At 60.9% G+C, this 20,091-nt stretch carries 18 protein-coding genes; 11 read left to right on the top strand and 7 right to left on the bottom strand.

Going from position 1 to position 20,091, the window contains the following annotated elements:
- The first annotated feature begins 50 nt into the window (after window positions 1-50).
- Entirely contained in the window at window positions 51-1,427 is a 1,377-nt protein-coding gene (locus MLC70_RS02260; RefSeq protein ID WP_248181401.1) for a class II fumarate hydratase, read from the top strand.
- 17 nt (window positions 1,428-1,444) lie between these two features.
- A complete protein-coding gene (locus MLC70_RS02255) occupies window positions 1,445-1,927 on the top strand; it encodes a CDP-archaeol synthase (RefSeq protein WP_248181711.1) in 483 nt (160 codons plus the stop codon).
- Between the two features lie 17 nt (window positions 1,928-1,944).
- Here the strand turns inward: MLC70_RS02255 and MLC70_RS02250 are convergent, their stop codons facing one another.
- The gene (locus MLC70_RS02250) at window positions 1,945-2,919 is read right to left on the bottom strand and encodes a metallophosphoesterase (protein ID WP_248181400.1); all 975 of its coding nucleotides are present in this window, start codon (window positions 2,917-2,919) and stop codon (window positions 1,945-1,947) included.
- Between the two features lie 148 nt (window positions 2,920-3,067).
- Between MLC70_RS02250 and chrA the strand changes: the two genes are divergently transcribed.
- The 3 genes from chrA (at window position 3,068) to msrB (ending at window position 5,428) form a co-directional block, all read left to right on the top strand.
- Window positions 3,068-4,249 carry a chromate efflux transporter gene (chrA, locus tag MLC70_RS02245; protein WP_248181398.1) on the top strand — a complete coding sequence of 394 codons (1,182 nt, stop codon included), beginning with the start codon at window positions 3,068-3,070 and terminating at the stop codon, window positions 4,247-4,249.
- Between the two features lie 98 nt (window positions 4,250-4,347).
- The gene (gene msrA / locus MLC70_RS02240) at window positions 4,348-4,992 is read left to right on the top strand and encodes a peptide-methionine (S)-S-oxide reductase MsrA (protein WP_248181397.1); all 645 of its coding nucleotides are present in this window, start codon (window positions 4,348-4,350) and stop codon (window positions 4,990-4,992) included.
- Between the two features lie 10 nt (window positions 4,993-5,002).
- Window positions 5,003-5,428, top strand: a complete 426-nt coding sequence (gene msrB, locus MLC70_RS02235) for a peptide-methionine (R)-S-oxide reductase MsrB (RefSeq protein WP_248181395.1) — start codon at window positions 5,003-5,005, stop codon at window positions 5,426-5,428.
- Window positions 5,429-5,450: 22 nt separating this feature from the next.
- On the opposite strand, the gene sorU is transcribed toward msrB, so the two are convergent.
- Both sorU and sorT read right to left on the bottom strand, forming a co-directional pair.
- Entirely contained in the window at window positions 5,451-5,777 is a 327-nt protein-coding gene (gene sorU, locus MLC70_RS02230; RefSeq protein WP_248181393.1) for a SorU family sulfite dehydrogenase c-type cytochrome subunit, read from the bottom strand.
- Window positions 5,778-5,836: 59 nt separating this feature from the next.
- Window positions 5,837-7,063, bottom strand: a complete 1,227-nt coding sequence (sorT, locus tag MLC70_RS02225) for a SorT family sulfite dehydrogenase catalytic subunit (RefSeq protein WP_248181392.1) — start codon at window positions 7,061-7,063, stop codon at window positions 5,837-5,839.
- A gap of 122 nt (window positions 7,064-7,185) precedes the next feature.
- On the opposite strand from sorT, the gene MLC70_RS02220 reads away from it, so the two are divergent.
- Complete coding sequence (locus tag MLC70_RS02220; protein ID WP_248181390.1) at window positions 7,186-7,950, top strand: lysophospholipid acyltransferase family protein; 765 nt, start codon at window positions 7,186-7,188, stop codon at window positions 7,948-7,950.
- 24 nt (window positions 7,951-7,974) lie between these two features.
- Here MLC70_RS02220 and MLC70_RS02215 read toward each other — a convergent pair whose 3' ends face one another.
- Both MLC70_RS02215 and nhaD read right to left on the bottom strand, forming a co-directional pair.
- Window positions 7,975-8,946, bottom strand: coding sequence for a calcium/sodium antiporter (locus MLC70_RS02215; protein WP_248181389.1), 972 nt, complete (start codon window positions 8,944-8,946; stop codon window positions 7,975-7,977).
- A gap of 9 nt (window positions 8,947-8,955) precedes the next feature.
- Window positions 8,956-10,206 (bottom strand): sodium:proton antiporter NhaD, encoded by a 1,251-nt coding sequence (nhaD, locus tag MLC70_RS02210; RefSeq protein WP_248181387.1) that lies wholly within the window; start codon window positions 10,204-10,206, stop codon window positions 8,956-8,958.
- 294 nt (window positions 10,207-10,500) lie between these two features.
- Between nhaD and mqo the strand changes: the two genes are divergently transcribed.
- From mqo to MLC70_RS02185, 5 genes are all read left to right on the top strand, one after another.
- The gene (gene mqo / locus MLC70_RS02205) at window positions 10,501-11,985 is read left to right on the top strand and encodes a malate dehydrogenase (quinone) (protein WP_248181385.1); all 1,485 of its coding nucleotides are present in this window, start codon (window positions 10,501-10,503) and stop codon (window positions 11,983-11,985) included.
- A gap of 153 nt (window positions 11,986-12,138) precedes the next feature.
- On the top strand, window positions 12,139-13,371 hold the full coding sequence (locus MLC70_RS02200; protein WP_248181383.1) for an ATP-grasp domain-containing protein: 1,233 nt from the start codon (window positions 12,139-12,141) through the stop codon (window positions 13,369-13,371).
- Between the two features lie 52 nt (window positions 13,372-13,423).
- Entirely contained in the window at window positions 13,424-15,454 is a 2,031-nt protein-coding gene (locus MLC70_RS02195) for a hypothetical protein (protein WP_248181381.1), read from the top strand.
- Window positions 15,455-15,489: 35 nt separating this feature from the next.
- Window positions 15,490-17,160, top strand: coding sequence for an acetolactate synthase large subunit (locus MLC70_RS02190; RefSeq protein WP_248181380.1), 1,671 nt, complete (start codon window positions 15,490-15,492; stop codon window positions 17,158-17,160).
- Window positions 17,161-17,206: 46 nt separating this feature from the next.
- Window positions 17,207-18,085, top strand: a complete 879-nt coding sequence (locus tag MLC70_RS02185; protein WP_248181379.1) for a hypothetical protein — start codon at window positions 17,207-17,209, stop codon at window positions 18,083-18,085.
- Window positions 18,086-18,103: 18 nt separating this feature from the next.
- Here the strand turns inward: MLC70_RS02185 and MLC70_RS02180 are convergent, their stop codons facing one another.
- Complete coding sequence (locus MLC70_RS02180; protein WP_248181378.1) at window positions 18,104-18,700, bottom strand: exopolysaccharide biosynthesis protein; 597 nt, start codon at window positions 18,698-18,700, stop codon at window positions 18,104-18,106.
- A gap of 58 nt (window positions 18,701-18,758) precedes the next feature.
- Complete coding sequence (locus MLC70_RS02175) at window positions 18,759-19,985, bottom strand: hypothetical protein (RefSeq protein WP_248181377.1); 1,227 nt, start codon at window positions 19,983-19,985, stop codon at window positions 18,759-18,761.
- Between the last annotated feature and the right edge of the window lie 106 nt (window positions 19,986-20,091).

Here is a 20,091-nt window from a genome sequence, read left to right as displayed (position 1 = left end):
CAATCGGGCCCGCCTGAATACAGGGATTGTTTTAACAACAGGAGGGCGGCATGACCAAATTCAGAACGGAAAAAGACAGCCTCGGCGAGGTTCACGTTCCGGCAGATGCCCTGTGGGGCGCGCAGACCCAGCGGGCGGTGGAGAACTTTCCGGTCAGCGGTCAGCCGATGCCCGCGGCGTTTATTGCCGCGGTGGCCAGGATCAAGCAGGCGGCGGCCGAAGCCAATGCCAGCCTGGGACTGCTCGACAATGACCTGCGGGACGCCATTGTGAATGCCTGCCTGCAACTGCTGGACGGCGAGCACGGCGACCAGTTTCCGGTGGATCGCTACCAGACCGGTTCCGGCACCAGCACCAACATGAACGCCAACGAGGTGATATCGGCGCTGGCGAACCGCGCCGGGGTGGAGGTCAACGCCAACGATCACGTCAATATGAGCCAGAGCTCCAACGATGTAATCCCCACCGCTATCCATGTCAGTGCTTTCAGCGCCGTCCACACCCGGCTGCTGCCGGCGCTGTCGCACCTGTGCGGCGTGATCTACGAACGCGAAGCGATGTACGGGGATCAGGTCAAGACCGGTCGAACGCACCTGATGGACGCCATGCCGGTGACCCTTGGCCAGGAGATGCGGACCTGGCGTGAGCAGTTGCTGGCGGCTCAGGCTCGGGTGGAGAGTGCCAGTGACGACCTGCTCGCGTTACCCCAGGGCGGCACTGCCGTTGGCACCGGAGTGAATGCGCTGCACGAGTTCTCCGACCAGTTCGTGAAGTTCCTGCGCAACAACACCGGTTACCCGTTTCGCCCCCTGGAGCACAAGTTCGTGGGCCAGAGTGCGGTGGACTCCCCGGTGGCCCTGTCAGCCCAGCTCCGTGGCGTTGCCATTGTGCTGACCAAGATGGTCAATGACCTGCGCTGGATGAACAGCGGCCCCATTCATGGTCTTGCGGAAATCAGCCTGCCGGCGCTGCAACCGGGCAGCAGCATCATGCCGGGCAAGGTAAATCCGGTGATTCCCGAATCGGTCGCCATGGTCAGTGCCCAGGTGATGGGGCTGGACAGCGCCATCGCCATGGCTGGCCAGTCCGGCAATTTCCAGCTCAACGTGATGTTGCCCCTGGTCGGCGCGAATCTGCTGGATATGGTGGAACTGCTGAGCAACGCCGCCAGCCTGCTGGCGGACAAGGCCATCAAGGGTTTTACCGTCAACGTGGGCACGCTGAATGCCGGCGTGGGCAGGAACCCGGTACTGGTGACGGCGCTGAACCCGGAAATCGGCTATGCCCTGGCGGCGGACATTGCCAAAGAGGCCTACCGCACCGGGCGGCCGGTGATTGATGTCGCCGAGGAGCGCAGCGGGCTGGATCGCGACCGCCTTGAACAACTGCTGGATCCCCTGAAGCTGACTCGCGGCGGCGTGGCCTGAACCGGAGGTTGCCTGCAGTGATCCTGGCGCTGGAGCTGTTCGTCATGCTGGTACTGGCCAACGGAGCCCCGGTGGTGGCGAGAAATCTATGCGGCAGGGTCTGGTCGACGCCGCTTGACGGCGGGCGCCGGTGGCGGGATGGCCGGCCGGTACTGGGTAAAAGCAAGACCTGGCGCGGCCTGGTGAGTGGCATGCTCAGTTGCGGCCTGTTTGCGATGGTCGCGGGGCTGGGTTTCGTATTCGGTTGCCTGTTCGGCGCGCTGGGGCTGATCGGTGACATGATCAGCAGCTTTATCAAGCGCCGTCGCGGCCTTGTGCCCAGTGCCCGGGCGCTGTTGCTGGATCAGGTGCCTGAAGCGGTGTTGCCGATGATTCTGGCGCTGTTCTGGTTACCCCTCGGGCTCTGGTCGGCACTGGCTGTGGTAGTGGCGTTCACCCTGTCGAATATCCTGTTGTCCCCGCTGTTGTACCGGCTCGGTATTCGTCGTCAGCCCCATTGAGTCCGGTGGCCCGTGTGCTAGACCGCGCCGCGGGTCAGGGTGTGCAGCGTGACCTCCGGCGGGCAGTTGAGACGCACATTGATCACCGACGTTCCGGATCCCGGGGAGGTATAACCCTGCATGCCGTTCTGGCGCCAGTAGCCGCGGCCGAGAAAACGCGGGCAGTCCGAATCCAGCGTGACCGGAATCCCGCCGGGCAGGCAGATCTGGCCGCCGTGGGTGTGGCCGCACAGGAACAGGTCATAGCCGGCGTGGGCCGCCTCGCGGAAAATCTCCGGGGTATGGCTGAGCAGCAGGCTCACGGCACCGGCGGGAATATCGTCACCGGCGCGATGCAGGTTGTGCACCTTGTAGAAATGGGCGTCGTCCACGCCGGCGAGGTACACCGTATCCTCGCCCCGGGTGACGACCACGTGCTCGTTCATCAGCAGGCGATACCCCATATCTTCCAGCGCCGGCACCATGCGGATGCTGTCGTGGTTGCCGAGCACCGCGTAGGCGTCTCCGTGAATGGCCTCCCGCAGTCTCGCCATGCCATCGAGCGCCGCGTCTATCGGGCCGCGGGTCAGGCAGCGGTAATCTCCGGTCAGTACACACAGGTCGTAATCCAGCGGTGCAATCCGGTCGATGACCGCCTGCAGGTTGGCCTCGTCCATGTCCACGTGCAGATCGGTCAGGTGCAGGATGCGGAAACCCTCAAACGCTGCGGGCAGATTGGGCAACTGAAAGTGGTTGCTGGCGGTGGTCAGTTGGCGGCTGTTATTCTGTCCGCGCCGGAACAGGCCCACCGCTTGCAGGCAAAACCGGATGAACCCGGGGGCCGATGCCAGGTTCTCAAGGTGGAACCAGTCGTGGTCCTTGCCGAATACTTTAGCCTCGGCTTCCCGCTCGATACCCAGCCGCTGGCGGGCGTGAACAGGGCCGAGCCTCAGGCTCAGGCGGTACTCCAGTAACTCGTCCTGACTTTCTGGTGTATGTGCCCTGGCGGTCATGTCTGATCCTGCATTGCACGTGTTGGCAAACCCTTGCCTTCAGTATGGTTGCCTGCGGCAGTGATGCAACCGGATTGTCACGATGTTCATGTTAAGGGTCAGGGAGAATCCTGTGGCTAACCGAATCAACCAAAATACTCAGTGACTTATGAGCAGACCTCTTCCATCCGAAAAAAATGAGTCACCCTGGCAGATTTTCCTGCTGTTCCTCCGGCTGGGCCTGACATCCTTCGGCGGCCCGGCGGCCCACCTGGGCTTCTTTCACGGCGAGTTCGTCCAGCGCCGGCGCTGGCTTTCCGATGCCGCCTACGGCGAGGTGGTCGCCCTGTGCCAGCTGTTGCCGGGACCGGCGTCGAGCCAGACTGGCCTGACCCTGGGCTACTTGCGAGGCCATTACCGGGGTGCTGCGGCCGCCTGGCTGGGGTTCACCCTGCCATCGGCGCTGATCATGACGCTGTTTGCCCTGGGTCTGAATGTCTGGCCCGAGGTGGCGGCCGGGGGTTGGATCAGCGGCCTGAAACTGTTTGTGGTTGCGGTGGTTGCCCAGGCCATTTGGCAAATGGGCCGGAGCCTGTGCCCGGATGGCCCGCGACTTTCTATTGCCGTGGTGGTGGCGGTGGTGCTACTCACCGCCGGGGCCGTGTGGATGCAGGTTCTGGCGCTGGTTGCCGCGGGCGCGGTCGGTGCGGTGCTGAAGCTGTCGGGCGCGGCCGCGGTTGAGGCATTGAACGTGCCCGTGCAATCCCGCAAACCGATGCTGTTTGCGGCCGGGTTCGCGGTGCTACTGGTGCTGTCGTTTCTGCCACAGACCTCGGGATCGCTGGCGTGGATCGGCGCGGAGCTCTACCGTGCCGGTGCCCTGGTGTTTGGTGGCGGTCATGTGGTGCTGTCCTGGTTGCAGGAAGGTTTTGTGGCTTCTGGCCCGATGCCGGCGGATGCCTTTCTGGCCGGCTACGGTGTTGCCCAGGCCATGCCGGGCCCGCTGTTCTCCTTTTCGGCGTTTCTCGGTGCGACCGAGGGCGGCTGGGCTGGCGCTGCGGTGGCGGTTGGCGCGGTGTTTCTGCCGGGAACTCTGCTGGTGTTTGCCGGCCTGCCCCTGTGGTCTTGGGTACGCACCCATGGCACCGTGCGGGCGGCGCTGACTGGCGTCAACGCCGGCGTGGTTGGGCTACTGTTGGCGGCATTGTATGATCCTGTGTGGACCTCCGCCGTACAGTCTTCAGGCAGCGTGGCGCTGGTGCTGTTGTTTTGGTTGTGCCTGACCGTGTGGCGGGTGCCGGTGTGGTTGTTGGCACCGGCGAGCGCATTGGCGGGGCAGATGCTGTTGTGACGCGCACCCGCCGGCATTGGTAAAATCCGCCGCCGCTGGCCACACTGATACTGAGCACAGCGATACGATTCATCGTTAACAGACAGGCAGAGCCGATTATGACGACATCATGCAATGTTCCCGGCCTTGAGGTACCGAAAAGCCGGTTTCCCGACCCGGAACACGATCCGAAAGACCCGTCCGCGTCTGCTCACATTGTTCTGGGTGGTGGCTGCTTCTGGTGTGTGGAAGCAGTTTTTCTCGCCATGGACGGGGTGACCCACGTGGAATCCGGCTACGCCGGTGGCAGCCCGGAAACCGCCAATTACGACGCGGTGTGCAGTGGCCAGACCGGCCACGCGGAGGTGGTCGATGTGCACTATGAGCCAGCAAAACTGAGCCTGGGCCAGCTGCTGAAAGTGTTTTTCTCAGTAGCCCACGACCCGACCCAATTGAACCGGCAGGGCAACGACCGCGGCACCCAGTACCGCTCCGCGGTGTTTTTCGAGACGCCGGAACAGCAGCGTGTGGCAGAAGCCTATATCCAGCAGCTCAACGCCGCCGGGGCCTCTTCCCAGCCGATCGTGACCACGCTGGAGCCGCTAGAGCGGTTTTATCCGGCGGAGGCGTATCATCAGAATTTCGCGGCGCAGAATCCCTATCAGCCCTACATCATGGCGGTGGCGGCGCCCAAAATGGAAAAGCTGGTGACCACCTACGAGGATTACCTGAAACCCGAATATCGCAATGACGACACAGCCTGAGGAGTTCGCCATGACTGTTTCTGCATCAGGATACGACCTGACCCCCCTGTCACCGACCCAGGTGGACGAGATGGCCGCGGACTTGTCCGAAGACGAGCGCCGGGTATTGCTGGATCACGGCACCGAGCCCCCGTTTTGCGGCACCCTGCTCGACAACAAGAAAACGGGGGTCTATCACTGCCGTCTCTGTGACTTGCCGCTGTTCAGCTCTGACTCGAAGTTCGACTCCGGGACAGGCTGGCCCAGTTTCTTCCAGCCGTTTGACCCTGACCACATTCGCTATCTCGAAGACAGCAGTCTGGGCATGAGCCGCACCGAAATCCGCTGTCCCCGATGTGACAGCCACCTCGGCCATGTGTTTCCGGATGGCCCACCACCGAGCGGGCAACGGTATTGCCTCAACTCCATTGCTATGGTGTTCCGGGAAACCCGCTGAGCCCTCCTTGCACCACCGCCGGTCAGTCGGTGGCGCCACCGGTCACGGTTGCCACATACAGGGCAACAGCGTTGATGTCCTCGGCTGAGAGAGTCTCCTCGAAAGCGGGCATCACGCCGACCCCGGACCGGACGGCGTCCTGAACCTGTTGCCGGGACGGCTTAAGTTCGTCCAGATCCGGGCCGATAGCCCCGGTCGCGCTGGCGTCGCTGAGGGTATGGCAGATGGAGCAGGACGGCTGCGCCTGCTCGATGAAGATCTGTTTGCCGCGGGCCAGCAGCCCGTCGTCGGCCATCGCGACAGCAGACGTCAGCAGCAGGCATAACGCGGATACCACGCAGTTTCTCATGTTCACATCCTGATGCAGATCAGGGAAGGCGGCCGCCGTGTTGGCAGCCGCCTTCCGGTTCAGCCGACCGCGACGGTCACGCCATGGTCTTTCCAGCCGTTGTGGCCATAACCGCGCTCGTTCTCCGTACGCTCCTCTGGCTGGGTGTTGCCCCCGGCGTCCGTGGCGCGGCTGACGATGCGGTGTTCTCCGGCGGTTAGGTCCGTGGCCATCACGAACGGTCGCCAGGCATAGGGCCCCAGATCTGGTCCCAGGAAGCGGGCCTCCTTCCAGTTTTTGCCGCCATCCACCGAAACTTCGACTTTGCTCAGCGCAACGGTGCCGCCAAAAGCGACGCCGTAGATCATGTTGCGTCCCTTGCGGCCGCTCTCAAGGGGCGCGGTAACCCAGGACTTGACGTTCATGTCCCACATCGAGGGTTGATCCGGCGCGCCTTTAACCCCCACATCGCGAATCCGGTAGCCGGAGGCCTGGATCTTGGCGTCGGTCTGGTTCTCGGTGAACGCCACCGTTTTTACGTACTTGACGTTGTTCACGCCGTAATAGCCCGGTACCACCATGCGCAGTGGGCCACCATGAGTGACAGGCAGGGCTTCGTCATTCATCTCCCAGGCCAGCAGGGCGGTCTCCATGGCCTTGGTTGGTACCGAGCGCTCGACCATCACCGTTTTCGGGTCGAGACCGTCTGGTAGGGTTTCACCCCCGGTACTGGTGATGTAGCGGGCACCGTCGGCTGCTCCGCCCAGCGCTTCAACCACATCTTTCAGCGCTACGCCGGTCCACAGCACGCAACCGGCCGCACCGACACTCCATTGGGTTCCGCTGGCGCCGTGGGGGAAGAACGCCCGGCCATTGCCGGAGCACTGCAGAACTGAGGCCACGGTGGTCACCCCCATACGCTTGAGGTCGCCCACCGTCAGGGTTGTCGGCTTTTTCACGCCCTCGATGCGCACTTCCCAGGCGTCAGGGTTGGTCGCGACGTCGTCGGCCGGGGCCGGCAGGTTATTGCGCACGAACAGGCGATCGCTGGGGGTGATGACCCCGCTGCCGATGGCTCCCCGCTGGGTTTCCATGGTGTTTGCGCTGTGCACGATCAGGGCGCTGCGATCTTTCCAGGCGGCAAACTCCGGCAGTGTTTTTGCTTCCTCGGCCTTCGCCAGTGGCGTAAAGCCCAGTAGACTGACGGCTGCCATGGCGCCGGCACTGCCGACAAGAATGCGTCGTCGCCCGGGATTGTCCAGGCCCGGGTCGTTCGGGCCGCACCCGATGTGAACTGTGCTGCTCATGGTCCGTCTCCTTGTTGTCGGTTCCGTGGACAGGTGAGACCCGGCTCAGGATCCGGGTTATATCCTTATTACTTATAGGATCCGGTTAAAAAATGATCAAGTACGATTGAGAAGGAATCCCCATGATCCGGCTGAAAATGAATCCGTTGACTGAATCGGCCACGCTGCTGCGGCGAGCAGGCGTGGTGCTCGGTTCGGTCGGCCTGACCGCGTTGTTTTCCCTGCTGGTGCTGTTGCGGGCCCTGTTCGGGCGGTTGAACCGGCGTATCGTGGACAAATACTGCCGGGAATGGTCCGCGTCGCTGCTGCGGCTGGTGCGGGTCAGTCTGACCGTGCGTGGGGCAGTGCCGGATTTCGGTGACGGCCGGCGTTACATCATCATGTGTACCCACGCCAGCCACTACGATATTCCGGTGACCTTCGTGTCCATGCCCGGTTCGGTGAGGATGCTGGCCAAGAAGGAGTTGTTCAGCATTCCGTTACTGGGGCAGGCCATGAGAGCGGCGGAGTTTCCCTCCATCGACCGGGCCAACCGCCAGCGAGCCATGAAGGACCTGGAAAAAGCCCGCGCCATGATGGAGAGCGGCATCGTGCTGTGGGCAGCGCCCGAGGGCACGCGATCACCGGATGGCAAGCTGCTGCCCTTCAAGAAAGGGTGCTTCCACCTGGCACTGGATACCCAGGCGGTGATCGTGCCGGTGGCGGTGCGGGGTATTCATCGGGTACTGCCGGCGCGAACCTGGCAGATCAATCTGGGTCAGCTGGTGGATGTGCGGGTGGGTGCCCCCATCGATACAGCCGGAAAAACCCGGGAGGATCTGGCGCCACTGATGGCCGATGTACGCCAACGGCTCGAGGCGCTGCTGGGGGATGGGGAAGCCGGCTGAGCGGGCAGACTTCCCCGGGGCGCTTCAGCCCACGATGGTGGAGGCCAGATAACCGGTGTAGCCCACGTACACCAGAACCAGCAGGGCACCGTTGTGTCGGCTGATCAGCTTGCGCTTGCCGGTAAGCCCCAGCGCCATCAGCAGCAGACCCAGGGTCAGTGCGGCCATCAGGGTCCAGTCCCGATACAGCACTTCCGGGTCAACCGCCAGCGGTTCGATCGCAGCCGCCAGCCCCACCACTGCCAGAGTATTGAAAATACCCGACCCGACAATGTTGCCGAGGATCAGGTCGTGTTCGTTCTTCTTGACGGCGGCCAGCGCTGACGCCAGCTCCGGCAGTGATGTGCCGATGGCGACAATGGTCAGCCCGATGATCAGATCGCTGACCCCGAGGCTCTGCGCAATGGTCACCGCGCCCCAGACCAGCATTCGTGAACTGACGATCAGCAGCACCAGGCCCACCACCAACCAGATCAGCGCAAGCTTCAGTGGCATCGGGTGCGCCACCAATTCCGCGTCGGTGTCGCCCACCAGGCTGTCACCCTTGCCGCGAATACCCTGATAGATTGACCAGCCCATCACGGCGGCGAACACCGCCAGCAGAATCCAGCCGTCCAGTCGCGTCAGCTCGCCGTCGATCAGCTGGTAGCCGGCGATGGCGGTTAACACCAGCAGCAAGGGCAATTCCTTGCGGATCACCTGGGAGTGCACCGCGATGGGTGCGATCAGGGCGGTCAGGCCCACGATCAAGGCAATGTTGGTGATGTTGGAACCGTAGCCGTTGCCAAGCGCCAGCCCCGGGTTGCCATCGGCCGCCGCCATGGCTGACACAGCCAGCTCCGGCGCCGAGGTGCCGAAACCGATAATGACCATACCGATCAGCAACGATGGCATACCGAGGTGTTTGGCAGTGGCTGCCGCACCCTCGACGAAACGGTCGGCGCTCCATACCAGCAGTACAAGGCCCGCAAGAATGGCGGTAATGGCCATCAACATAGACTTACCTCAATGAATGAAACGACCCAAAAGGATTACCCCGGCGTAACCGAGGGTGTATGCCAGCAAGAGGTGGCCAAGATAACGCATATACGTAGCGAAGGTCAGCCCGGGAATTTTGCTCATGGCGACGATACCGGCTGCCGACCCTATCACCAGCAGCGAGCCTCCCACGCCAACGGCGTAGGTCAGCCCCATCCATTCCCCGGCGGTCATCTCGATACCGGACTTCAGCAGTGCTGCAGTCAAAGGAACGTTGTCGATTACTGCAGAAAAGATCCCCATCAGGTAGTTGGCGGCCACCGGGGGAAGTAAGTCATAAATCGCCACCAGTGACTGCAGCGCCTGGATTTCTTTGAGCATACCCACCAGCAGCAGGATGCCGAGGAAAAACAGCAGGGTCTCGAACTCGATAACGCGGATGTACTCCAGAATGGGGTCCAGGTCGGTGTCATCGCTCATGAACCGCGACACCAGAAACATGATCGAGAGGCCGAACAGAAAAGTCAGTACCGGTGGCGTACTGAACAGGGCATTGCCGGTAATGGTGGCCATGATGGTCAGCAGGAACAACACCCCGATCACCACGTCCACCGGCCGGACCACGCTGACGCTGGTTTTGAGAGTGACGGTGCCGGTCAGGCCCCGGGACAGGAATACCGCGAGTATGAAGACCGTGATGGACGCCGGGATGGCGAGGGTCAGCAGGGTGAGGGTTTCCACCTTGTCTGCCAGGAAGATCATCAGCGTGGTGACGTCGCCAGTGATCAGGGATACGCCGCCGGAATTCACCGCAAACACCACCAGGGTAATGAACTGGATGCGTTTCTTCAGCTCCAGATCGAGGGAGAGAATCAGGGAGCATGAGACTAAAGTGGCGGTGATATTGTCTGCCAAAGACGAGAAGATGAAACAGAAAAGGCCGGTCAGAAACAGTAACTTCCGCTCACTAACCTGCTTCGGCATGATCAGGTACACCACATTCTCGATCATCCCTTTCTTGTTCAGGTAGGCGACGAAGGTCATGGCTGCCACCAGGAACAGCCAGAGGCCGGCAATCTCCGCGATGCTCTCGGACAGCCCGGCCGAAATGGCAGAGATCTCTTCCGGGTTGTCGCTGAACAGAAACAGCAGCATCCAGCACAGAGTGCCGAAAAACAGCGTGATCTTGGCTTTGTTGACGTGAATGGCTTCCTCGAAGATCACGCCCAGCAAGGCCAGCAGGGCCAGAATAATCAGTAGGGGCTCGAGACTGAGCATAGCGAATCCTGAACGCGGGTGAGGGTGGTTGCGGGCGGATTTTAGTCCTTTGACCCGCTGGCGGCTAGTGTTCGTAGTTAGAGCAGTGGCCAGACAGATTCATGGCGGGGCGGCAAAACCAACCCGTTAATTATCGCATTTTATTCCTGGGTAAAAAAAAGGATAATTGCGCCACACATTCGGACAGGAAGCCACTGCCGGGCCATCAACCTTATTTGCTCTGCAGGCTTCCCAAAGGCCTCTCTGCTGATCGTGGAGAGGTGACAGGCTCAAAACCAAGCAGGGTAAAGACCAATGGCCGTAAGACAGGCAGATGTAGTGCTGGTCGGCGGGGGCGTCATGAGCGCTACCCTCGGCATGATGCTCAGGCAGCTGGACCCATCACTGGACATCGTCATGGTGGAACGTCTCGATCACGTTGCCCATGAAAGCACCGATGGCTGGAACAACGCAGGGACCGGTCATGCCGGTTATTGCGAACTCAACTACACCCCCGAATCCGACAACGGCGATGTCACCATCGACCGGGCCCTGCAGATCAACGCCTCGTTCGAGGTGTCGCTGCAGTTCTGGTCCTGGCTGGTGGAACAGGGCAAGCTGCCGGAACCGTCCTCATTCATCAACCGCACACCGCACCAGAGCTTTGTGTGGGGTGAGAAGGACGTAGCATTCCTCAAGCGCCGGTTCGAGAAACTCAGCGCCCATCACCTGTTCCGGGAAATGGAATACACCGAATCGCCGCAAGATCTGGCCGAGTGGATGCCGCTGGTGGTCAAACATCGCGATCCCATGCAGCGGGTGGCGGCCACCCGCATCAAGCACGGCTCGGATGTGGACTTCGGCTCGCTCACCCGCAGCATGGTGAATTATCTGGAAAGCACCCCCAATTTCGAGCTGATGCTCAGCAGCCCGGTTCACTACCTGGCCAAGCGGGACAATGGCCGCTGGAAAGTGCGGGTCAAGGATCAGAAAACCGGCGTTACCACCAAACTGGAAGCCGGGTTTGTGTTCCTCGGGGCCGGCGGCGGTGCGCTGCCCATGCTGCAGAAATCCGATATTGATGAAGCCAAAGGCTATGGCGGCTTCCCGGTCAGCGGGCAGTGGCTGGTCTGTCAGAAGCCGGAGATCGTCGAACAGCATTACTCCAAGGTGTATGGCAAGGCGCCCATCGGAGCGCCACCCATGTCGGTGCCGCATCTGGACACCCGTATCATTAACGGAGAGCCCGCCTTGCTGTTCGGGCCGTTTGCCGGCTTCACCACCCGCTTCCTGAAGCAGGGTTCGGTGTTCGACCTGTTCGGATCGGTGAACCCGAAAAACCTGCGCCCGATGCTGTCGGTGAGCAAGAGCAACATGGACCTGACCCGCTACCTGATCGGAGAGGTGTTCCAGAGCCACGCCGAGCGGGTGGCGTCACTGCGCAACTTCTTTCCGGATGCCCAGGAAGATGACTGGCGCCTGCAGAGTGCCGGCCAGCGGGTTCAGATCATCAAACAGGTGCCCGGTGGTGGCGGCAAGCTGGAGTTCGGCACCGAGATTGTGGCAGCCAAAGACGGCACCCTGGCGGCCCTGCTGGGCGCCTCGCCCGGGGCCTCCACCGCCGCCCATGCGATGATTGACGTCATCGAGCGCTGTTTTGCCGACAAGATCAAGACGCCCCAATGGCAGGAGCGGATGAAAGAGATGGTGCCGTCTTACGGCCAGTCTCTGGTTGATGATGAACAGTTGCTCAGGAATGTGCGCGAACGCACGCTGAGTACGCTCAAATTGACCTCATAGTCAAAATTGATCTAAAAACCGTCGAACCACCATGAATACTGGCCTTGGCGTCTGTATTTATGGTGTTTTTTTTGGTCTTTCCGGCTGGGAATATTTGCGATTTGCACCAAACTCTATACGTTAGGAGACACATACCCTGAAAGGAGTTCTTCTGTGAGTGAGCAAACGTTCAATCCGGAAAAAGGCTATATCGCTCTGTTGGGGTGGAGCCTCAATGCCATTGAGGCAGCCGACAAGTTCGACCGCCGCTACGTGGTGGTTGCACCCGACTGGGCGGAAGCCTACTGCAAAGAACACGACATCCCCTACGTTCCCTGGAATTTCGAGCGCCTTAACGACCGGTCCTTCGAGATCGCTCAGACCCTGAAAGAGATGGGTGTGGATGTGTCGATCCCGCTGTTCGAGGAAACGGTGGAGTGGGCCGGTGCGATCAACTCGGTGCTGCTCGACAATCCCCGACTGTTTGGCCAAGCCATGCTGTTGCGTGACAAGGCGTTGATGAAACGCCGGGCACAGTTGGGTGGTATCCGCGTGGGTATTTTCGAAGAGGCACACGACAAGGAAGATGTGGTGCGCTTCCTCAAGCGGGTCAATCAGACCCTGCTGAAACTGGACGGCGACCCCAACGACCCGATTCACCTGAAAGCCTTCGACAAGGCCGGCTGTCTGGGCCACCGGGTGATCCGCACGCCGGATGAGGTGGACACCATTCCGGATGAGGAATTCCCGGTGTTGATGGAATCCCACCTCGACGGTTGGGAATTCGCGGTCGAGGCCTGGATTCACAACGGCAAGATCGCTTTCCTCAACATTTCCGAGTACGTGACCCTGGGCTACTCCGTGTTCGTGCCCGCCACGCCGGACCTCGAGAAATACCGTGCGCAGATCACGGCCGAGATTGAGAAGCTGATCAAGACCTTCGATATCGACTTCGGCTTCATTCACCCGGAATACTTCGTGACCAGCGACAGCACCATGTACTTCGGCGAGGTGGCGTACCGCCCACCGGGCTTCAAGGTGTTCGAGTTGCTGGAACGAGCGTACGGATTCAACGCTTACCAGGGCCTGATTCTGTCGTTCGATCCGAAGACCACGGCCGAGGAAGTTAAAGCGTTCTTCCCGAAAGAGGTGGTGGACGCGAAAGGCTACGCCGGCTGTTTCGGTGTGTACCCCCGTCGCCGGGTGGTCAGCAAACTGGAAATGCCCGAGGAAACCGAAAACCACGAGTATTTCGAGACCCACGAACTCACCCCGCCAGTGGAAGAAACCGTCACCAAGCGCACGGCATTCGGTACCCACTGGGGGCTGATCTACTTCTTCGGGGAAGACCCGTATGTGATGAGGGATCTCCTCAAGCACCAGGAAGAACTGGATTTCTATGTATAATTCCGTGAGGAATAACTAAAACGGGTCTGGTCCAGACCCTGAGGAAGACAGTTTGAGCGATACCGACGCTGGCAACGCCGTACCGGTTGTGAATTTCGACAAGCTGGTACAGCGGCTGGATGATGCCATAGTGGCGCTGGCGGAAAGTCGCCCGTTTGCCAAGGTGGGCAAGCTACCACGGTTGTTTGACCTTGCCCGCCGGGTGCTGCTGCAGCCCGGTGGCTTCGCGGCCATCCAGGCGCGGGCGGAACAACTGGAGCAGGCGGGTGTGTTCACCGGCACAGATTGGGCGGAGCCCACCATCCTGCTGCCGTTTCTGACCACCAGCGCTTTGCAGAGCCCAAACGCCGACACAGTGGTTATTGAGGCGATCAGCGAATTGCGACTGCTGGCGGTGGCCAACGGTGAATTTCTGCACCCTTCGATGGCATCGGAGCAGGCCCACCACTATCTGACCCAGGTGTTGGCCATCAACCTGAGCCTGTTGTTCGGCGAGCAAGGTGAGGCTGAGCGGGAGCAGGGCAAGCTGGCGCTGATCAGCCGGGGCGTGATTCAGCATGTGGCGCAGGAAATCGGCTACGAACACGTCATCGATCGCCTGATTGATGAAATCTGGCGAATTCTCCAGCAGCGACCGATCCAGGTCACCAGTGTGCGCCAGATGATCACTCAGATCGCCTTGTGCCGCATCGACCCGGACATTGACCTGGGTGGCGCCGGGCAGGGCGCGGAACGGCTGATCTCCAGCCTGTACGGCCCGACCCAGGCCTGCCGTGAGGATCCCGGCATTGCGGTCTATGAAGAGCGGCTGCAGTCCATGGACGAGGTCGCGCTGCAGAGCGAAGCCACCGGTTTTGCCCGGTCCATGCATGACACCGGTCTGGTGTCGCCGTATCACGCGTCATTCGTGCGCCATATTCTGGACAAACAGGACAGACTGCTGACCGAAGCCCTGGGCCTCTCCAGCACTGGCCGCGACTGCCTGTTGTGCTACAGGGAATTGGTGCATGCGCTGGTGGTTGAGGGGGTTTTCCCGGAGACCGCCCAGGGCCTGTATGGTCTGGCGCTGATGCTGGAACGGGGCATTCTGTACCAGCCGCCGGTGGCGCCGGCCTTGTGGCGGCAGGTGCTGCTGAGTATTTGCCCAGCGGCAAGCGAACGTATCCATCTGGCCTATGGTCACTCCCCGCAGCCCGGTGCGTGGCTGATCCAGGGCGTGATGAACATGCTGGGCCAGCCCCTGGGCGTCGGGCAGGGCAATAACCCGACCTGTCAGTCGGCCCGGGCTTTGTCCATGTGGGCCTACAACGACCCCGACTATCTTCTGCAGATGGTGGCCTGGGCGGCGCGAGACAACGAAATCATTATGCACTTCGAGGGCAAGCCGGTGTCGTCGGTGAAGAGCGTGAGCGGTGTGGCCTCGGAAGTTACCCTCGATCTGGATCCGGTCTCGCTGGTGGTGGTGCCTCACCTGGATCGTATTTACGCGGAAATGGGGCGGCTGTGTGTGGACCGCCCGGGTGATCCGCACAAGTGGGTCAACCCGGAATTCCATGGCTGGTCGGCCGGCCGTGGATTTGCCATCAATGTGGATGTGGAAACCGGTAACCTTCAGGACCTGGGAGGTTTTCTGCGCCACTTCTACGCCAGTTATCACCCCTACTACAACGGCAACCAGCCGTTGATCCATCCGCAACCGGCGGGCGTGGCGGTGACAGACAGCGCTGCCCGCTTCATCGGCTGGCACGCCATCACCATTCTGCGGGTGGCATTGGACCCGGAGGAGGTCATGCGGGTGTACTTCTTCAACCCCAACAACGACAGCGGTCAGAATTGGGGCGACGGCGTGGTGGTCAGTACCGCCCGCCAGGGCGAGCGCTTCGGCGAAGCGTCTTTGCCGTTCGAGCAGTTTGCCTCAAGGCTTTACATCTACCACTACGATCCCCTGGAGCGTGGCGAGCCGGCGGATGTGGGGGAGGACGAACTGCAGCGCGTGATCGACCGGGTCTCCGACAGCTGGGGCCGTGATCGCGTGCCTGCTGATATCTCACTGCAGGCAGAGCCGCCACCGTCGGAGGCGTGATCCGCCCGGAACAGGAACACAGATCAGGAGAAGGTATGACCGGCACTGGCATCAGGCACCTGAACGGTGCCGAAATCTTCGTGCGTGCCTTGGAAAATGAAGGGGTTCAAACCATCTTCGCGGTACCGGGCGAGGAGAATCTCGCCTTCCTTGAAGCTCTCAGGGAGTCCAGCATCACCCTGGTGCTGAACCGCCATGAACAGGCTGCTGGCTTTATGGCGGCTACCTACGGCCGTCTGACCGGGCGTGTGGGGGTGTGCCTGTCTACTCTGGGTCCGGGCGCGACGAATCTGGTGACTGCCGCCGCTTACGCCCAGCTCGGCGCCATGCCGATGATGATGATCTCGGGGCAGAAGCCCATCAAATCCTCGAAACAGGGTTTGTTCCAGATTCTGGATATGGTGGACCTGATGCGTCCGCTGACCAAGTACACACGCCAGATCAGCAACGCCAACACCGTGCCCGCGAAAGTGCGGGAGGCTTTCCGGCTGGCGTCAGAGGAGCGCCCGGGGGCGGTTCATCTCGAACTGCCGGAAGACATTGCCTCGGAAATGACGGCGCCGGACACCCATATTTTCGAACCCAGCGATGCCCGCCGGCCGACGGCCAGCACCAAGAGCCTGGAGAAAGCCTGTGAGATGATCCGCAGTGCCCGGCACCCGCTGATCATGATTGGCGCCGGCGCCAACCGTAAGCGGGTATCCCAGGCACTGATACAGCTGGTCAACAGCAGCAACATTCCTTTCTTTACCACCCAGATGGGCAAGGGCGTGGTAGACGAGCGTCATCCCCGATACCTGGGCAACGCAGCCCTGTCGGCCGGAGACTTCGTGCATTGTGCCATTGATCACGCCGATCTGGTGATCAATGTTGGCCACGACGTGGTCGAGAAACCGCCGTTCTTCATGACTCCCGGTGGCAAGCAGGTTATTCACGTCAATTTCAGCGGCGCCGACGTGGACCCGGTCTATTTCCCCCAGCATGAGGTGGTGGGCGACATTGCCAACAGCGTGGAATACCTGGCCGAACATTGCGGACCCTGCGGCAATCACGACTTCAGTCGCTTCATGGAGGTGAAAGCCGCGGTCGATGAGCACCTGGCCGCCCGGCGTGAGGATCCGCGGTTCCCGGTGATCCCGCAGCGCATCGTCCATGACGTACGCCAGGTGATACCGGAAGACGGCATCATTGCCCTTGATAACGGCATGTATAAACTCTGGTTTGCCCGCAACTATCCCGCCTATGACAACAACACCGTACTGCTGGATAACGCGCTGGCCTCCATGGGCGCCGGCCTGCCCAGCGCCATGATGGCGGCCATGCTGTATCCCCGCCAGAAGGTGATGGCGATCTGTGGCGACGGCGGCTTCATGATGAATAGCCAGGAGCTGGAAACCGCGGTGCGCCTGGGTCTGAACCTCGTGGTGCTGATCATCAACGACAACGCCTATGGCATGATCAAGTGGAAGCAGTCTCAGGAAGGCTTTGCGGATTATGGTCTGGATTACCGCAACCCGGACTTCGTGAAGTACGCCGAATCCTACGGCGCCAACGGGCACCGCGTGGCCCGCACCGAGGATCTCAGGCCCACACTGGAAGCTGCCCTCGGCGCCGGCGGCGTGCACCTGGTGGACGTACCGGTGGATTATAGCGAGAACCGGCGGGTGTTTGACGAGGAACTGGCTGAGCTGACCTGCAACCTGTAAGCGGTGTATGATCAACAGCCCGATCAGTTTTCAGAGGAAGGGTTGGATGCTGCGTTGTATCTTGAAAGTGTGTGTCTGGTTGTCGGTGGCGGTGATGGTGGCCGCCTGCAGTAAACCCAATACCCCGCAAGACGTGGCCGCCGCCTTCTGGCAGGCCATGGCTGATAACGATGTCAGTGATGTGGTTGATTATTCCACGCTGATCGATGCCAAAGAATTTGACCGTTTCGAACGTGACTGGGCCGATGTGGTGCCGTCGTTCGGGCGGGTGGTGATCGACAACGCCGACGCCACGATCGTGACCCGCTTGCCGACGGAAAACGGCGGTATCAACGAGCGTCGGGAAGTGATTACCTATCTGGTGGAACGCAACGGTCAATGGCTGGTGGATTACGGTCGCACCGGCGACGCCATTATGAACCCGTCCCCACTAAGCAACCTGATGGGCCAGCTCAGCGAGATCAGCGACCGCATTACCGCCAGTTTCACCTCGTCTTCCGATGACATGCAACAGCGCCTGAACGAGATGGCGCGGGAGTTGGAAGCGTACTCGACGGACATGTCACGCCGCACGGAGGAGACCGTCAACGAATTTGGCAGGATGCTGCAGGGTGCCATGGCAGAGCTCGAGCAGTCGATGAACCGTGCGCTTGAAGAGAATCGGCAGGCACCGCAGAGCGATCGCAGGACGCTGGAGCAGGCCGCAAAAGACCTGGAAACCAGCGGAGAAAACCTGGCCGAACCCACCCTGCAAACACTGGCTGAAGCCTCGCGTACCCTGGCGCAGACCGGCCAGCGGTTTGCCGAACTCAGCGGTGACACGTTCGAGCAACACCGGGAAGCGTGGGCGGCCACGCTGGAGGACATCCGCGCGCGTTCGGAACAGTTCTTTCGCAATCTTCAGCAGAGCCGTGAGCCCGGGTAGTCGGGCCCCTCGGAGTGATCAGAACGCCAGATTGTTGAGAATGACCCAGAAGGTCAGCCCGGTAAACGTGGTGGCCAGCAGTGCCACCAGACCGTCACGGGCTACAATCGCCAGCCCGAATGCCATCAAGGCGGCACCACCACCGTTGGCACTGAACGGCACCACCTCCATCGCCGGCATGGCCGCCGCGACCAGCATGCACAGCAGCGCCATGACATAGAGCCCGGGGCCGTTGACCAGCAGCGTCAGCCGGGGTTTGGTGACCCGGTCCAGGAACCGCGCCGGTTTACGCAGCCAGTCTGCCCCTTTGACCAGTTTCGCCCGGGGCACCTGACGCCCCGCTATCCAGTCTGGTAGCCAGATGGTGTGCCGCCGGAACAAAAGCTGCCCCAGCGTCAGCAACACCACCAGTCCCAGCAGCGTGGGCACGCCGGGAATGTCCCCGACCAGCGGCGCCAGCGTGATCAACCCCGCCAACAACACCACCGGCCCGAACGACCGCTCCCCGACGGCCTCCAGGATGTCGCGCACAGATACCTGCTCCAAGCCCTCGCTTGAATCGCGAATGCGGTCGAGAAGCTGGGTCATGGTGGTGGGGTCGTTACCGTTGCGCATCGCGAGAAATTACCATCTCTGTTCGCCGGAAAACAGCGCCAGAGGGGGGCGCCTGATACTACAGAGTAACGTAGTAGCTGAATACGAGGCCCGCTCGGTCCTCCAGCTCCTCGTCGCCCCCGGTTAGATACGGAACATCATCCTGGCGATAGAATCCACGCAAAGAAAATCCGGACTTGAAGGCTTTCTCGACCGATAGGATGTCTCGGGTCTCGCGAGCGTCGTTGACCGGATGATCCGTATCAAAGTTTGCGATGTCACGCCAGGCGATTGGATCCATCCGATCCATTTCCTCACGGGTGTAGCGAATAGAGATCCCCGCGCCGGGAAATGACAGGTTCACGGTGGCAAACCAGCCATTCTGTTCGATATCGTAGGATTCTAACGGTGTCGCCTCGCCCTGACTGCCCGCTTCTGTCAGCCCACGTGTGAACTGAAAGCCTTGTGCCCCGATATCTACCGCCACTCGGTTACTCCGGTAGGGTTGGTAATCAACACCATAAACCAGGCGCATGTCGTTATGCTTCCCGGATTCGAAGGACCCCGGTGCTGATCCGGTTTTGTTGGACAAGTAACCTGCGTAGGGGCGGAGATTATCAAGAGCTTGGAACGATGTGTACACCTCAAACGCGGGGGTATTATTCCCCTTCTCATTGACGTCTAATTTGCCGTCAAGATAGTTGTTGGCACCGAGTCTTGGGTGGTCATTGCCGCCCAATATCCCTATTGAAAGGTTGATCCGCTCATCCTTCAGTCGCACCCCGGCCTGTACGCCGTTGAAGAGGCCCGTGGCCAGAAGCACGGCGTTTGGCGACTCACCCGCAGTGTCAAACCGACCACCCGGGGGCTCCCCTATCAGGTTGATGACCCTTCCTGCACGCCAAAATACCCAGCGCAGATCCTGACCGACCCAAACTTCGCGGACCGGGAAATCGCCGTAATAGTAAATATCGGTGCCGAGATTGCGATAGATGTCCTGGTAGGCCCTGTCATCGGGATCCTGGTATACCTCATCGCCAATGCCGACAAGTTCGAGGCGGGATTGCCAGCTGCTTTTCTGGAGGCCAAGGCCGAGCAAGGCGCGGGTCATCTTGATCTGATTCTCGCGCCCCGCAGTGCCTTGTTCAAGATGGTCGTTAATGAAAACTCCCCCAACTAACTCCAGGTCAGCCGATAGAATGTAGTTGTCGTTGCTGGAGTCGAATCGGGTTGGCGGGGGTTCACCAGCTGAGATCGATAGTGTGGGGAGCAGACAGAAACCAAAAACGATTGATTTTAAGTTCATCAGAACACCAACATGCCGAGGCCCGCCCATGGCGGGAAGCGTTCGGGCCAAGCAAAGCTACGCGATACCTGGCCAGGAATGCCGTCCACTGTTCACCCGGAGAGAT

The organism is Marinobacter goseongensis (assembly GCF_023156235.1).
Taxonomy (GTDB): domain Bacteria; phylum Pseudomonadota; class Gammaproteobacteria; order Pseudomonadales; family Oleiphilaceae; genus Marinobacter; species Marinobacter goseongensis.
Note: the sequence above shows the minus strand (reverse complement) of the source record. Positions and strands in the feature narration are given on the sequence as shown.